The sequence below is a fragment of the Bacteroides sp. An279 genome (assembly GCF_002159615.1).
Taxonomy (GTDB): domain Bacteria; phylum Bacteroidota; class Bacteroidia; order Bacteroidales; family Bacteroidaceae; genus Phocaeicola; species Phocaeicola intestinalis.
The window spans coordinates 1-15062 of record NZ_NFJA01000021.1 but is presented as its reverse complement, the minus strand read 5'-3'; the positions used below and the strand labels follow the sequence as shown (position 1 = coordinate 15062).

At 46.9% G+C, this 15062-nt stretch carries 13 protein-coding genes; 7 read left to right on the top strand and 6 right to left on the bottom strand.

Features of this window, described 5'->3' with window-relative positions:
* Positions 1 to 2 precede the first annotated feature (2 nt).
* The 3 genes from coaBC to dnaN all read right to left on the bottom strand — a co-directional run bounded on the left by coaBC (position 3) and on the right by dnaN (position 3312).
* A complete protein-coding gene (coaBC, locus tag B5F78_RS05640) occupies positions 3 to 1193 on the bottom strand; it encodes a bifunctional phosphopantothenoylcysteine decarboxylase/phosphopantothenate--cysteine ligase CoaBC (protein WP_087397194.1) in 1191 nt (396 codons plus the stop codon).
* A 97-nt stretch (positions 1194 to 1290) separates the two neighbouring features.
* Entirely contained in the window at positions 1291 to 2067 is a 777-nt protein-coding gene (locus B5F78_RS05635) for a 3'-5' exonuclease (protein WP_022040507.1), read from the bottom strand.
* Positions 2068 to 2187: 120 nt separating this feature from the next.
* Entirely contained in the window at positions 2188 to 3312 is a 1125-nt protein-coding gene (gene dnaN, locus B5F78_RS05630; protein WP_022040508.1) for a DNA polymerase III subunit beta, read from the bottom strand.
* 139 nt (positions 3313 to 3451) lie between these two features.
* Here dnaN and B5F78_RS05625 point away from each other — a divergent pair, with 139 nt between their 5' ends.
* A complete protein-coding gene (locus B5F78_RS05625; RefSeq protein WP_087207318.1) occupies positions 3452 to 3829 on the top strand; it encodes a DUF3127 domain-containing protein in 378 nt (125 codons plus the stop codon).
* Between the two features lie 153 nt (positions 3830 to 3982).
* On the opposite strand, the gene B5F78_RS05620 is transcribed toward B5F78_RS05625, so the two are convergent.
* Positions 3983 to 4831 (bottom strand): SGNH/GDSL hydrolase family protein, encoded by an 849-nt coding sequence (locus B5F78_RS05620; protein ID WP_087406240.1) that lies wholly within the window; start codon positions 4829 to 4831, stop codon positions 3983 to 3985.
* Positions 4832 to 5153: 322 nt separating this feature from the next.
* Between B5F78_RS05620 and trmB the strand changes: the two genes are divergently transcribed.
* From trmB to B5F78_RS05600, 4 genes are all read left to right on the top strand, one after another.
* The gene (gene trmB / locus B5F78_RS05615; RefSeq protein ID WP_022040512.1) at positions 5154 to 5912 is read left to right on the top strand and encodes a tRNA (guanosine(46)-N7)-methyltransferase TrmB; all 759 of its coding nucleotides are present in this window, start codon (positions 5154 to 5156) and stop codon (positions 5910 to 5912) included.
* Between the two features lie 114 nt (positions 5913 to 6026).
* A complete protein-coding gene (locus B5F78_RS05610; RefSeq protein ID WP_022040513.1) occupies positions 6027 to 7127 on the top strand; it encodes an Mrp/NBP35 family ATP-binding protein in 1101 nt (366 codons plus the stop codon).
* A 241-nt stretch (positions 7128 to 7368) separates the two neighbouring features.
* Positions 7369 to 7932, top strand: coding sequence for a flavin reductase family protein (locus B5F78_RS05605; RefSeq protein ID WP_087406239.1), 564 nt, complete (start codon positions 7369 to 7371; stop codon positions 7930 to 7932).
* Positions 7929 to 8636, top strand: coding sequence for an AlkZ-related protein (locus B5F78_RS05600; RefSeq protein ID WP_204502472.1), 708 nt, complete (start codon positions 7929 to 7931; stop codon positions 8634 to 8636). Before B5F78_RS05605 ends, B5F78_RS05600 begins: the two co-directional genes overlap by 4 nt.
* Positions 8637 to 8753: 117 nt before the next feature.
* Here the strand turns inward: B5F78_RS05600 and B5F78_RS05595 are convergent, their stop codons facing one another.
* Positions 8754 to 10730 carry a family 43 glycosylhydrolase gene (locus B5F78_RS05595; RefSeq protein WP_022040516.1) on the bottom strand — a complete coding sequence of 659 codons (1977 nt, stop codon included), beginning with the start codon at positions 10728 to 10730 and terminating at the stop codon, positions 8754 to 8756.
* A 102-nt stretch (positions 10731 to 10832) separates the two neighbouring features.
* A complete protein-coding gene (locus B5F78_RS05590) occupies positions 10833 to 11843 on the bottom strand; it encodes an aspartate-semialdehyde dehydrogenase (RefSeq protein ID WP_022040517.1) in 1011 nt (336 codons plus the stop codon).
* Between the two features lie 178 nt (positions 11844 to 12021).
* Here B5F78_RS05590 and B5F78_RS05585 point away from each other — a divergent pair, with 178 nt between their 5' ends.
* Positions 12022 to 14169 (top strand): cation:proton antiporter, encoded by a 2148-nt coding sequence (locus B5F78_RS05585; RefSeq protein ID WP_087406238.1) that lies wholly within the window; start codon positions 12022 to 12024, stop codon positions 14167 to 14169.
* The gene (locus B5F78_RS05580; protein ID WP_087250839.1) at positions 14148 to 14888 is read left to right on the top strand and encodes a tRNA threonylcarbamoyladenosine dehydratase; all 741 of its coding nucleotides are present in this window, start codon (positions 14148 to 14150) and stop codon (positions 14886 to 14888) included. The genes B5F78_RS05585 and B5F78_RS05580 overlap by 22 nt, the downstream gene beginning before the upstream one ends.
* Positions 14889 to 15062: the final 174 nt, after the last annotated feature.

Genomic DNA, 15062 nt, shown 5'->3' with positions numbered 1-15062 from the left:
AATTATAAGATTGCACTTAATTTGTCGATAATGTCGCTTGCCACTTCGTGTTTGTCTTTCAGTGGATAGGGGGTGATTCCCGATTCGTCGAGAATGGTTATCTTGTTGGTGTCACATCTGAATCCGGCTCCGGCATCATTCAGCGAGTTCAGTACGATAAAGTCGAAATTTTTCCGTTTCCGTTTTTCTTGGGCGTGTATCTGTTCGTCATACGTTTCCAAAGCAAATCCTACCAGTCGTTGGTCCGGACGTTTTATCTTTCCTAAAGCAGCGGCAATGTCTTGGGTAGGTTTCAGACGGACAATCAGGTCCTCTCCTTCGCGCTTGATTTTGTTGGAGGCTACAGTTTCGGGGGTGAAGTCTGCTACCGCTGCACACAAGATACCTGCATTGGCTTGTGGATAAATACGGATAGCAGCTTGATACATTTGCTCGGCACTTTCCACATCAATGCGCCGGATAGCAGGATGCTGTACCTGGAGAGCGACTGGTCCGCTGATGAGGGTAACATCTGCACCCCGTCTGGCACATGCTTCAGCCAGTGCGTATCCCATTTTCCCTGAAGAATAGTTTCCGATGAACCGTACTGGGTCTATCTTTTCATACGTAGGGCCTGCTGTTATCAGGATGTGTTTGCCTTTCAAGTCTTCGGCCCGGGCAAAAAATGTTTCCAGTACTTCTACTATCTTTTCGGGTTCTTCCATACGTCCTTTGCCTACAAGGTGGCTTGCCAGTTCGCCCGAAGCGGGTTCGATAATGTGGTTTCCATACGAACGCAGGATGTCGAGGTTGTGGCGGGTAGACGGGTGAGCGAACATATCAAGGTCCATAGCCGGAGCGATGAATACCGGAGCTTTCATTGACAAATAAGTGGTGACCAGCATATTGTCAGCTATCCCGTGTGCCATTTTCCCGATGGTGGAAGCCGTGGCAGGTGCAATGAGCATTGCATCAGCCCATAGCCCAAGGTCAACATGACTATGCCATGTCCCGTCGCGTTGTGCGAAGAACTCGCTGATGACCGGTTTGCTGGTCAGTGCCGAGAGTGTGATGGGAGTGATAAATTCTTTTCCTGCGGGAGTGATGACAATCTGCACTTCTGCTCCTTTTTTTATCAATGCACGGGCCAGTACTGCCGCTTTATAAGCAGCAATGCTTCCCGTTATGCCTAATACAATTTTTTTGCCTTTCATATTTTTAAGTAGACTAGATGTTAGGTACCGGTTGGCCAGATTTTATAATAAGATAAAATAATCTGGCATCTGGTGTCTAAAACCTGATACTTGAATATTATTTTACCAGTCCGCTTTCGCGCAATTTGATTTTTGTCAATACATTTTTGGTGTTCAGCGTGAAATCGCCATTCATCATCCAGCCGAAATAACCGGGATCGCGTTTCAGGACATCTGATACAGGCATTCCTTTGTATTTACCGAAGTTGAATACTTCCACTCCTTTATCATCGTACACGATGCGTCCCGCAAAGTCTACGTTTTTGCTGTATGTAGAGTATTCAGAAAGAAACGCAACATCGTTCTGTAATACTTCCGGATAGCGATCCAACTGTGCCTTCAGCACTTCATAGGTAGCACGTGTGTCGGCTTCGGCGGTGTGTGCATCCTCCAGGTTTTTGCCGCAATAGAATTTATAGGCAGCCGAGAGTGTGCGTTGTTCCAGTTTGTGGTAGATGACCTGCACGTCAATGAATTTCCGCCGGCTCAGGTCGATATCGATGCCTGCACGCAAGAACTCTTCTACCAGTACCGGTACATCGAATCGGTTTGAGTTGAATCCGGCTATATCGGCACCTTCGATAGACCGGGCCAGTTCTTTGGCTATCTGTTTGAAGGTAGGACAGTCTGCTACATCCTCATCGTGGATGCCATGGATGGCAGTCGATGCTTCGGGAATGTGCATTTCAGGGTTGATGCGCATCGTTTTACTTTCTTCGTTGCCGTTGGGATATACTTTTAGGTAGCATATTTCCACGATACGGTCGGTATTAATATTGGTTCCGGTTGTTTCCAAGTCGAAAAACACTATCGGATTCTTTAGGTTCAGTTTCATTCGGATTCTTTTATGAATTGTCTATATCATGTGGCTTAAGAGTTAAAAACAATTGGATGTCTATGCTTTATTATGCTGATGTCATAAACGGGACTATTGGTTTTTAACTCTTGTTATCGCTTAGTCATTCAGCATCATCGGCATCAACAACATCAGCAGGTCTTCGTTTTCACTTTGTTCTTCGGGTACAATTACTCCCGCGCGTGAAGGGTCTGCAAGCTCTATCACTACGTTGGTCGAAGGTATGTTGTTCAGGATATCAATCAGGAATGATGATTTGAATCCGATACTCATGTCATTTCCCTCGTACTGGCACATCAAGGTCTCTTCGGCAGAGGTCGAAAAATCAATGTCTTGTGCCGAGATTTTCATCTGGTTGGTCGAGAGGTTGAGCTTGATGAGGCTACTGGCTTGTGACGAGAATACAGATACACGGCGCAAAGCACTGATAAGCGAGCTACGGTCGATGACGGCCTTGTGCGGATTGTTTTGTGGGATAACCGAATTGTAATTGGGGTAGCGTCCTTCTATCAGCCGGCATACCATCTGGTAATTTTCCAGGATGAATGTTGCGTTGCGGTCGTCGAAACCTATCTGGACATCACCCTGTTCTTTCGTTAGCAGGTTTTTGAGCAGATTGGCAGGTTTCTTGGGCAGGATAAAAGCTGCTTTTTCCGAACCGTGTGCCTCATAGGTCTTGTTGCGTACCAGCTTATGTCCGTCGGAAGCAACCAGTGTGATATCCTCGGATGTGATGTCGAAATAGATACCGTTCATTACCGGGCGCAATTCATCATCAGCAGTGGCAAAGATACAGCGGTTTACTCCGTCCAGCAGGACGTTGGCAGGAATAGTGAGTTGTACAGCATTGTTTCCCAATGCTTGCGGTTTCGGATACTCATCGGCATTCTGTCCCATCAGACTGTACTTCCCGTTTTGGTATTGCACCGTTATTTCCAGATTTTCAGGGTTGATGGCAAACGAGAGCGGCTGTTCAGGAATTTCCTTCAATGCTTCCAATAGTGTACGCGATGATACGGCAAAGCGTCCGTCTCCGTCAAATTCATTCACTTCAATCGAGGTAGAAAGTGTGGTTTCATTATCTGATGCGGTCATCGACAGTGTCCCGTCGTGCAACTCGAGCAAAAAGCAGTCCAGAATTGGCAATGAGTTTTTCGAATTGATAACACGGCTGATAGCTTGCAAATGGCTGAATAAGCTTGTACTTGAAACAATAAATTTCATATTTGTATGTTTTATCCTTATTTTTATTTTATCAGCCAAAGTTACGAAAAGATTGCAGATGCATCGCAAAAAGTATCTAAAAAATTAGTTTACTTGTGTAGAAAAACGTATTTTCGTAGCCAAATTTAAAAATGAAAATATGGAATTAGCAGGAAAAGTAATTGCCGTTCTCGAACCGAAGAGCGGTACTTCCAGAAATGGAAACGAATGGATGGTACAGGAGTATGTCATTGAAACACACGACCAATATCCTCGCCGGATGTGTTTTGACGTGTTTGGTGCCGACAAGATACAGCAGTTTGCTATTAAGATAGGTGAAGAACTGAACGTTTCGTTCGACATTGATGCACGCGAATGGCAAGGACGTTGGTTTAACAGTATCCGTGCATGGAAAGTGGAACGTGTAAGTGCACCACAACCTATGCAACCCGAAGCTCCATTCCCGCCGATAGGTGCTGCTCCGGCTGCTCCTGTAGACTTTTCGGCAGGTGATGAAAAAGATGATTTGCCTTTTTAATGCTGCATACAGAGTCAGGAATGAGAAAGAGTTATAGGGAGTTAAAGGCTAATGCCTTGTATGTCTGTTTTATAAGGTATTGGCTTTCGACTCCCTGACAAAGCCGTAATTCCTGCGACACATGAATGTTTTTCACTTCTGGCCGCATCCTTTTTAGAAGTTTGCCGGGTATGCCAGCAGCTGGTAAGCAAGTGCTTTTGCCATACGGTAGTGTCCGTTAGCGTTCGGGTGCAGGCGGTCGGTCTGTGCATCGTGGAAGTATGGAGCATGTTCGTCCAGCAAAGGATACAGCCCGCTGATGCTGTTCAGGTCGATAACGGGTACTGCCCATACGTTGGCAGCTTCTTTTACAACGTTCACATATTCGTCTACATACAATCCCAGTTTGTTGGGAAACGATTCTTCGGGTTGGATGTTTTCCTTGCTGAATCTTGCTTGGGCACGGTGGATGGGGGTCAGCAGGATAATTTGTTTCATTGGGAAATTTTTCTTCAGGTATAGCATTGCTTCGTTGATTCTTCCGCGGAACGTGTGCGGGTTGGGTGCTGCATGTCGTTTCTTGCGCACTTCTTTTGTTCCGCCTTTTACGGTTGTTTCTTCGTAGGTATATGTATACCATTCTCCTAAAGGTATGCCGGCGTTGTAGTCGTTTGTGCCGCAAAATACGATGATGGCATCCACGTTATCACCGGCTTCCGCCTTCAGCCGTTCGGCTTGTTTCAGAATACCGTTCCATTGGTTGCCGTTGATGCCATATACCAGCGGTGTAAGTCCCAGCATTTCGGCAAGGTATTGCCAGTAGTTCTTGGTAGTTCCTACGTGTTTCTTGTCGGTAATGGAATCGCCTAAAAAAGCCACTTTTTTCCCTTTCCATTGGTTCTCGCTTACCGTGGTTATGGTGTCAGATACGGTGCTTTGTTGCCATAAGGATGCAGGGCATGGCAGAGCCTGCGATGAAAGCAATAGTGCGGCTAAGGTATAAGAGGTTATTTTATCGGTCATCGGTGTTGTCGTTTTTTTGAGTGTTATGTCTGGTTGCAAAGATAATTCCTTTCTTTCAGCTGGCAATGGATTCGGAAAAAGTGTTCGCAGAAAAATGCAGATACCTTCATGGGCGATTCCAGTTAACTGCTACAGCTCATGAAGATATCTGAAACGGCAAAGTAATATATCTTCGTTTTTGAACGTAATTGTATGGGCGGATTGCGGCACCCGTAAAAAGAATAAGTCTATCGTTTTTGCAGGTGTTTTTCCATGTTTTCATTTGTGGGTTCCGCCGAAAATCTGTACATTTGTTCCCTGAACTAGGATTAATCTGTACGCAATGGGAAAAGGAAAACTAGCGAAATTTGCAGACATGGCGGAATACCCGCATGTATTCGAATATCCGTATTCACAGGTGGCGGATACGCCTTGTGAGATGAAAGGAAACTGGAACCGTGATTTTTTTAAGAACGAACATCCGATCGTGCTGGAGTTGGGTTGTGGAAGAGGAGAATATACCGTAGGGCTGGCACGCCGGTATACCGACAAGAATTTCATCGGGGTCGATATCAAAGGAGCACGTATGTGGACGGGAGCGAAAGAGGCTTTTGATGAAGGATTGAAGAATGTAGCCTTCTTGCGCACGAATATTGAAATTATCGACCGATTCTTTGCTCCGGGTGAAGTGAGCGAGATTTGGTTGACTTTCTCTGATCCGCAGATGAAAAAGGTGACCAAGCGGCTTACTTCGACGTATTTCATGGAGCGTTACCGCAAGTTTCTTGTGCCCGACGGGCTGGTGCACCTGAAGACGGACAGCAATTTCATGTTCACCTATACGAAATATATGGTTGAAGTCAATCATTTTCCCGTTGAGTTCGTCACGGATGATTTATATCATTCGGGGTTGGACGATGATATCCTGCGCATCCGTACCTATTACGAACAGCAATGGCTGGACCGTGGGCTGAGCATTAAGTATATCCGCTTTCGTCTTTCCCAGACGGGTGAACTACAGGAGCCGGATGTGGAAATCGAACTGGACGATTACCGCAGCTATAACCGTAGCAAGCGGAGCGGACTGCAAACAAGCAAATAATACTCATTTACGATTTGACAATTTACGATTTACTATTTATTGTTAGCCATGAATCATAAACCGTAAAATGTCAAATCGTAAATTGTAAATAGTCAAATCGTAAATTTCATTTATATGACATTGTATCCGAAATTGATTTTAGACGCGCTGGCAACGGTGCGTTATCCTGGCAACGGGAAAAATATTGTCGAAGCAGAAATGGTGGCGGACAATATGCGTATCGACGGGATGAAGGTCAGTTTCTCGCTTGTCTTCGAGAAACCGACCGACCCTTTTATGAAATCAGTAGTGAAGTCGGCAGAAACGGCTATTCATACTTATGTGTCGAAAGACGTGGAAGTGACAATCACGACCGAAAGCCGTCAGGCGGCGCGCCCTGAACCGGGCAAGATGCTTCCGCAGGTGAAGAATGTCATCGCCGTGTCATCGGGAAAAGGCGGCGTGGGTAAGTCTACCATTGCTGCCAACCTGGCTGTGGCACTTTCGAAGCTGGGATATAAGGTAGGATTGCTGGATGCTGATATCTTTGGTCCTTCTGTTCCTAAGATGTTCCAGGTGGAAGATGCACGTCCGTATGCCGAAACTATTGGAGGGCGGGACTTGATAGTTCCGATTGAGAAATACGGCATCAAGCTCTTGTCTATCGGTTTTTTTGTTGATCCTGATCAACCTACGCTTTGGCGCGGCGGCATGGCAAGCAATGCTTTGAAACAGCTGGTGGGCGATGCCGACTGGGGAGATTTGGATTATTTCGTCCTTGACACGCCTCCGGGCACGAGCGACATCCATCTGACGTTGTTGCAGACTCTTGCCATCACAGGAGCGGTTATCGTCAGCACTCCGCAGGAAGTGGCTCTTGCCGATGCCCGCAAAGGTATCAATATGTATATGAACGATAAGGTGAACGTGCCTATTTTGGGGCTGGTAGAAAATATGTCATGGTTCACCCCTGCCGAGTTGCCCGAAAACAAGTATTACCTTTTCGGCAAGGAGGGCACACGAAGACTGGCAGAAGAACTTCATGTGCCTCTCTTGGGGCAGATACCTATTGTGCAGAGTATTTGCGAGCACGGTGATGAGGGAACTCCCGTAGCTCTTGACGATGATTCGGTGACGGGGCAGGCTTTTCTGGAACTGGCACGTAACGTGGTTGCACAGACAGAGAAACGCAATGCCGAGCTGGCTCCCACCGAGATTGTGAAGACGCATAAATAATGTGCAAATGTGACAATGTGCAAATGTGGTAATGTGCAAATGTGGTAATGTGCAAATGTGGTAATTTGCCAATGAATAGTTTGTTAATGTGTGAATGAATTATCACATTGCCACATTATCACATTGCCACATTATCACATTGCCACATTATCACATTGCCACATTATCACATTGTCACATTATCACATTGTCACATTATCACATTGCCACATTATCACATTAAAATAAGGAGGAAAGCTTTATGAGAAAGAATTTTGGAGCAAAGCCGTGGACGTATCCACAGCCTGTATTTATCGTTGCTACTTACGATGGAGAAGGAAGCCCCGACGCGATGAATGCCGCTTGGGGAGGCATCGATTACGACGATCAAATCAACCTGTGTCTGAGTGCAGGGCATAAGACCGTAAAGAACTTGCTAAAGACAAAAGCATTCACCGTAAGTATGGCAACAGCAGACCAGCTGACGGCTTGCGATTATGTAGGTATCGTTTCGGCAAACGATGTGCCCGACAAGTTTTTCCGTGCGGGATTCCATGCCGTAAAGTCGGAGTTTGTCAACGCGCCTCTCATCGAAGAATTGCCGATGGCAGTGGAGTGCGAGCTTGTTTCTTACGACCCGGAAATGTGCCATCTGGTAGGTCGGATTGTGAATGTATCTGCCGACGAGCGCATTTTGGACGAGAAGGGCAAGATAGACCCTGCTAAATTGCGCCCGATTTCGTTCGACCCCGTACACAATGCCTATCTGGAAGTAGGCGGGCATGTGGGCAGTGCGTTCAAGGACGGTATAGCATTGAAAAAATGATGATGTGTATCAAAGACAAGATACGCACGGCGGAAGATATGGAACGGCAGGTATTGGCTTTGGGCTTCCTGCCGTTTTTCCGATGCGGCATTCCCGGTTTCTCCATCGAAGAACGGACGGCAACTGAATATTGGTTCTCGGACGAAGAAGAAGGTCCGTGGGAATGGAAAGGCCCCGTCATCCGCGAGGGACATTGCGCCTATGGCAAGCTGTACAATAAGAAAGCGGGTTATGTCAGTCTGGAATGGCTTCCTCATCTGATGAACTGGCGGCGTTCACGCCGTTATGCGAAAGACGAAGATACTGCTGCACTTGATGATGTGGTGCTTCAGGCTATTTGGGGAGAAGGCAGTGTGACGGTGAAAGAGTTACGCTGCTTACTCGGTTTTGCCAAGAGGCGTGGGCGTCGATGCGAGACAGATCTGGTGGATGCAATGCAGAGTGATGGCAAGATTTCGCTTGAACCTATACTGACACGGTTGATGATGGGGATGCATGTTGTTATTTCCGATTTTGAATACAATATTGATCGTCACGGTCGTCCTTATGGTTGGGGAGTTGCCCGTTATACTTCTCCTGAAGTGCTTTATGGCAGGCAGGATGCCGGATGCACACCCGAAGAGTCGTATCGGCAGATATATGGGCATCTTCGTAGTTTGCTGCCTGACGCTTCTGAAAAAAAATTGCAAGAACTGATAGGTTGATAGCTTCTAGAGCATTTTTCAACGTTTTTCCGGTTGATTTTATCCGTCAAGATATTACGGTTGGAAGAGGCACACAGAACGAAGAAGTTTGTCTCTGTGTGTCTCTGTATGTGGGTATTAATGCTGCTTCCAGTATGCTTCCAGTGCATCAGCTTCGGCAGGAGTGATTTGAATTACAGTGCCGTGCTTGGGTGAGATGAAGTTAACGGCTTTCATTGCTCCTTCGTTGAAATGCCCCAGGTTGGTGAAATGTTTGAAATCGCTGGTTTCGCAGAACCCGAAGTTGTGTGGTTGGATGCTGAAGATGTCGTACATCACTACCCATTTATCTTCACCGATACGTTTCCATACGTTTGGTGCTTCACATGCTCCCGGTTCAAAGTCTATCCATTTATCTATGTAGCGGTAGGGACCGGTTACGTTTCCGTTATTGCTGATAGCCATGCGGATTCCTCCGGGATTTTCTTGGGCTACATACATCATGCAGGCACGTCCGTCGGGCAATAGGGATATGTCGGCATCCAGTATTTGGATTTTGGGGTCAGGATATTCGAAGAGTTGTTTGGGTTCACTGGTGAGCTGGGTGAAATCATTGTCGGTATAGGCGTAATAAAGTGTACTCCTTCCGTTGCCGTGACGCATCGTGAAATAAATCATCATTTTACCTGCCTGAGGGTCATAGATGGTTTCGGGTGCCCAGGCACATCCGATATCGCCGAATTTATCGGGGTAAGCTTTGTCTACCCGTATGTTGCTGTGAGTCCAGTGGATAAGGTCGTGCGATTTCATCAGTACCAGTCCGCGGTTATTCCCCCATCCGTACTGTTTTCCGTCCCGTTCCCATTCGGTTTCGCGTATGCCTTCTCGTTGGGCAAAGATATGCAAGTCGGTCATGGCAAGATAAAAAGCACCGTCTGGTCCGCGATAGATATGTGGGTCGCGTATGCCTCGTTGTTCGGCGATGGTATCTCCGCTGATGATTGGTTGTCCATCGTTGACCGCAGTAAATGTATAGCCGTCGCGGCTCGTAGCCATGAACAGGCTATGTGTCGGGTCGCTGAAAAATACAAATAGATACGCTCCCATGTTTTGCTCTGAGGTGCACAGGCGTCGTCCCAGCTTGAGTTTGTCACCCGATAAATCCACTTCGAATAACTGAGGAATGCGTATGTATCTTCCATTGTCGTTGTTGTGGCTATGTACAGACATCAGCCAGCGTCCGTTGAAGTCTTTAAACAGCATGCCATGTCCATAGTTTGGAGGTGTAATCGGTTCGGTTTCTTGTATCCACGGGCCTTCCAGGGTTCCGCTTTCCGAGTAGGCTACTCCTTGGGTATATACGTCTTCTATCCAGCTTGTCCATAGCATTCCCAGTCTTCCGGTTCCGGTGCGGAAGAGCCATGGTCCGTCTGTCACACGATTGGGCTTGTCTGTTCCTGTCTCGCGGCTCCAAGGTGAATCGCTTGCACGGAACAGCACTTCGCTTTTACCCGTTGTTCCGCTGAGGTCTGTCTTAAGTGCTATTTTCTCGATTGTGCCGTTCCAGTTCTGGAGCCATTCGCCGCAATATATCATGTAAGGCTTTCCGTCGGTATCTTCCCATAGTGTACCGTCTAGTGTGGGGACATTAGCGGGGAGGTAGACTTTATCTTTCATTGGGCGGTAAGGTCCTTCAGGACGGTCGCTTTCCAGTACGTGGCAGGCGCGTCGGGGAATGTCGTTTCCCCGGTAGTTCCCGATAAGAATGGAGTCGTTGGTAAAAGTTGCGAAATAATAATACTTTCCTTTGTATTTATGGAGTTCGGCTGCCCATATTTGTGGCTTGTGCCCCATCCATGAGTCTGGATCTGTTTCGGCTACGATGTAAGGTCCGTCCCATCGGTCAAGGTCTTTGCTTTTCCATAATAATCCTCCTGTTCCGGTCATGTAATAGGTGCGGGTTTCATCATCGGCCAGAATGCAAGGATCGCTGAGCCGGATGGAATCACGTGGGATTGCAGTACGGAATGTGGGGTGTTTTTTGTTTTGTGCCATAGAGGCGGTGCATGCCATTACGGCAAGCAGCAGGGTAAGTGCATCTCGGGTGAGTTTCATAGTCTTTGTTTTGATTGAATGAAGATGAGTGTTGTCATAAAGACGCAAAGGTGAGGTATCCTCTGTATCCTTTGCGTCTTTGCGTTTGGCTTGAATCGCCATTTATCTGATGTTGCCCACCTTAATCAGGTATTCGGCAATCTGTACGGCGTTTAGTGCTGCTCCTTTCTTTATCTGGTCGCCTACAATCCAGAAGGTCAGTCCGTTTTCGTCGCTTAAGTCTTTGCGGATACGTCCTACGTAGACAGGGTCTTTGCCGGCAAGGAACAACGGCATCGGATATTCTTTCTTTTCCGGATTGTCCATCAGTACCAGTCCTTCTCCTTCGGCGAATGCTTTGCGGGCTTCTTCTACCGACACGGGGCGTTCTGTTTCTATCCAGATGCTTTCCGAGTGCGAACGAAGTGCCGGAACGCGTACGCATGTAGCGCTTACCTTTACATCGGAGTGCATGATTTTACGCGTCTCGTTGTACATTTTCATTTCTTCTTTCGTATATCCGTTATCGGTAAAGACATCGATTTGCGGAATCAGGTTGAAAGCGAGCTGGTAGGCGAATTTCTCTACTTTCACCGGCTCATTGTTTAATACTTGACGGTATTGTTCGTAAAGTTCGTCCATGGCGGCTGCTCCCGCACCGCTGGCAGCCTGGTATGTAGAAACGTGTACCCGCTTGATATGGGTCAGGTTTTCGATGGCTTTTAGTGCCACAACCATCTGTATGGTGGTACAGTTGGGGTTGGCGATGATGCCTCGCGGGCGGTTCAATGCGTCTTGGGCATTGACTTCGGGTACTACCAGCGGAATGTCTGCATCCATGCGGAATGCACTTGAATTGTCAATCATCACTGCTCCGTATCGGGTAATGGTATCTGCGAACTCTTTGGAAGTTCCTGCTCCTGCAGAAGTGAAAGCAATGTCAACTCCTTTGAAATCATCATTGTGTTGCAGCAGTTTCACTTCGATTTCTTTTCCGCGGAAGGTGTATTTTCGCCCGGCACTGCGCTGGGAACCGAACAACAACAGTTCGTCTATTGGAAAATTTCTTTCATCGAGCACACGCAGGAACTCTTGTCCTACGGCTCCGCTTGCACCAACAATTGCTACTTTCATGTTTTTGTAATTCTGTTAAGTTAATACTTTTTCTGACTATATCTTGTTATTTTTAATCGGACTGTATCGTTTATGACGATTTCGACTGCAAAAATAAAACATTCTGTCCGATTAATATGGAAACTCGGAAGTTTTTTTCTACTTTTGTTCGATGAATGCAAAATGACGATACCGGTTTATGAAAGAATTGCTTGATTTTTTTGGTCTTGATATCCATTTTCCGATTACCGATCCTACGTGGATTTTTTTTCTTGTACTGGTGATTATTCTTTTTGCTCCTATTATTTTGGAGCGGTTGCGTATACCACACATCATCGGGATGATATTGGCTGGAGTAGTAATCGGCGAACATGGGTTTAACATCCTGACCCGTGACAGCAGTTTCGAATTGTTTGGCAAAGTGGGGCTGTATTATATAATGTTCCTTGCCGGATTGGAAATGAATATGGAGGATTTCAAAAGTATCCGTGCCAAGGCGATGGTATTGGGCTTGCTGGCATTCATCTTTCCGCTGGGTATCGGATTCTGGACCAATATTCATATATTGGATTATGGTGTTGTTACTTCTGTCTTGCTTGCCAGTATGTATGCATCACATACCCTTATCGCATATCCTATTGTAATCCGTTATGGCATCAACCGTCAGCGGGCGGTGGGTATTGCTGTAGGTGGTACGGCTGTGACCGATACGTTGACTTTGCTGGTGCTGGCAGTTATCGGTGGTTTGTATAAAGGCGAATCGTCGGATATGTTCTGGGTATGGTTGGTCTTGAAAGTGATTATACTTGGCTCTGTCATTATGTATACTTTCCCGCCCATAGCCCGTTGGTTTTTCCGGCGGTATAGTGATAATGTGGTGCAATACATTTTTGTGATGGCGATGGTTTTCCTTGGTGCCGGATTGATGGAGGTAGTCGGTATGGAGGGGATTTTGGGAGCCTTTCTTGCCGGATTGGTGTTGAACCGGCTTATTCCGCACGTGTCACCGCTGATGAACCATCTGGAGTTTGTGGGCAATGCCTTGTTTATCCCTTATTTCCTGATAGGTGTGGGGATGCTTATCAATGTCAACGTTCTGTTCGGGCATATCGATTCGATAAAGGTAGCGGGCGTTATGATAGTGGTTGCCTTGGTGGGAAAATGGATTGCTTCGTGGCTTACCCAGAAGATTTACCGGATGCGTGCTGTCGAACGGGAATTGATGTTCGGTTTGAGCAATGCACAGGCCGCTGCTACACTGGCTGCGGTATTGGTAGGTTATGATATCATTCTGCCTTCAGGCGAACGTTTGCTGAACGAAGATGTGCTGAACGGTACGATTTTGCTGATTTTGGTGACATGCATTGTCAGTTCTTTTATAACCGAACATGCAGCCAAGCGGATTGCGACGAGTGATGATATTGGAGTGAACGAGGAAAAGGAGCAGGAAAAAGAACGTTTCTTGGTTCCCATCGCCAACCCCGAAACCTTGGAAGGACTGATGAGCCTGGCATTGGTGTTGCGCGATGAGAAGATAAACGATAATCTGGTAGCACTGAGTGTTATCAATGACAGTAATGATTCGGTAAAGCAGGAAATGCGCAGTAAACGTAATTTGGAAAAAGCTGCGCAGATTGCTGCATCTACCAATGTACAGTTGAAGACGGTCAGCCGTTTTGATTTGAACATTACAACCGGTATCTTGCATACAGCCAAGGAATACGAGGCTACGGGCATCATCGTGGGGCTACATTATAAGGCGAGTATTGTGGATTCGTTTTTCGGCAATCTGACCGAGAACCTGTTGAAGAATACTTATCTGCAGGTAATGGTGGTGCGCTTCCTGATGCCGGTCAATACATTGCGCCGCATTATTGTGGCAGTTCCCCCGAAAGCCGAGTTCGAGCACGGGTTTACCAAGTGGATAACTTATATGTGCCGGCTGAGCAGTCAGTTAGGGTGCCGGGTGCAGTTTTATGCTTCTTCGCGGACATTGGGGTATATCAGTGGCTTTATCCAAAAGAAATACAAGGATACGCGTGCCGTCTATTCGGAGCTGGAAGAGTGGGACGACTTGCTGTTGCTGACCGGACAGGTTAACTATGATCATTTGCTGGTCATCGTGAGTGCACGGCGTGGCTCGATATCGTATGATTCTTCGTTCGAGAAACTTCCGATGCAAGTTTCGAAGTATTTCAATAACAACAGCATCATGTTGCTTTATCCCGAGCAGAAGGGTGACCCGAATGAGAGTCTTTCTTTCTCTGACCCGCGTGGATGGGCGGAAACGCAGTATTATGATAAAGTAGGAAACTGGATTTATAAATGGTTCAAGAAAAATTCATGAGCATGACAGGCAAAGAGTGGCAGCAACGTACGGAATTGCTGTTGGGCAAGGACAAGACAGAACGCCTGCGCCGGGCGCATGTATTGGTAGTAGGATTGGGAGGAGTAGGAGCGTATGCCGCCGAGATGCTGTGCCGGGCAGGAGTGGGACAACTGACCTTGGTGGATGCCGACACGGTGCAGCCATCCAATATCAACCGTCAGCTTCCGGCACTGCATTCTACATTGGGACAGACTAAGGCAGAAGTTCTTGCGGCACGTTTTCGCGACATAAATCCCGATATACAGCTGAAGGTATTACCCGTGTATCTGAAAGACGAGGCGATACCCGCACTGCTGGATAGTGCGCGGTTCGATTTCATCGTAGATGCCATCGATACCGTTGCCCCTAAGTGTTATTTGATTTATCATGCTTTACAGCGTGGGCTGAAAATAGTAAGCAGCATGGGGGCAGGTGCCAAGAAAGACATAACCCAGATACGTTTTGCCGACTTATGGGAAACCTATCATTGCGGGTTGAGCAAAGCGGTGCGCAAGCGGTTGCAGAAGATGGGGATGAAGCGGAAATTACCTGTTGTGTTCAGTACCGAACAGGCAGACCCGGAAGCTGTGATGCTGGTAGATGGCGAGCAGAACAAGAAGTCTACCGCTGGTACCGTCAGCTATATGCCGGCAGTGTTCGGCTGCTATCTGGCAGAATATGTCATACGTAAATTATAATAAGTAATGTACAAATTAATTGATATGACGGAGAAACGCAGATAATCGCGGATTTACGCAGATTGAATTAGAAGCTGTTTTGAATTTATCGTGCGATGATTTGGGATGAGTTTTTGAGGCATTTTCGCTTCTGTGATGAGGAAGATAGCGGGCTATCTGACGAAGAACAGGAGC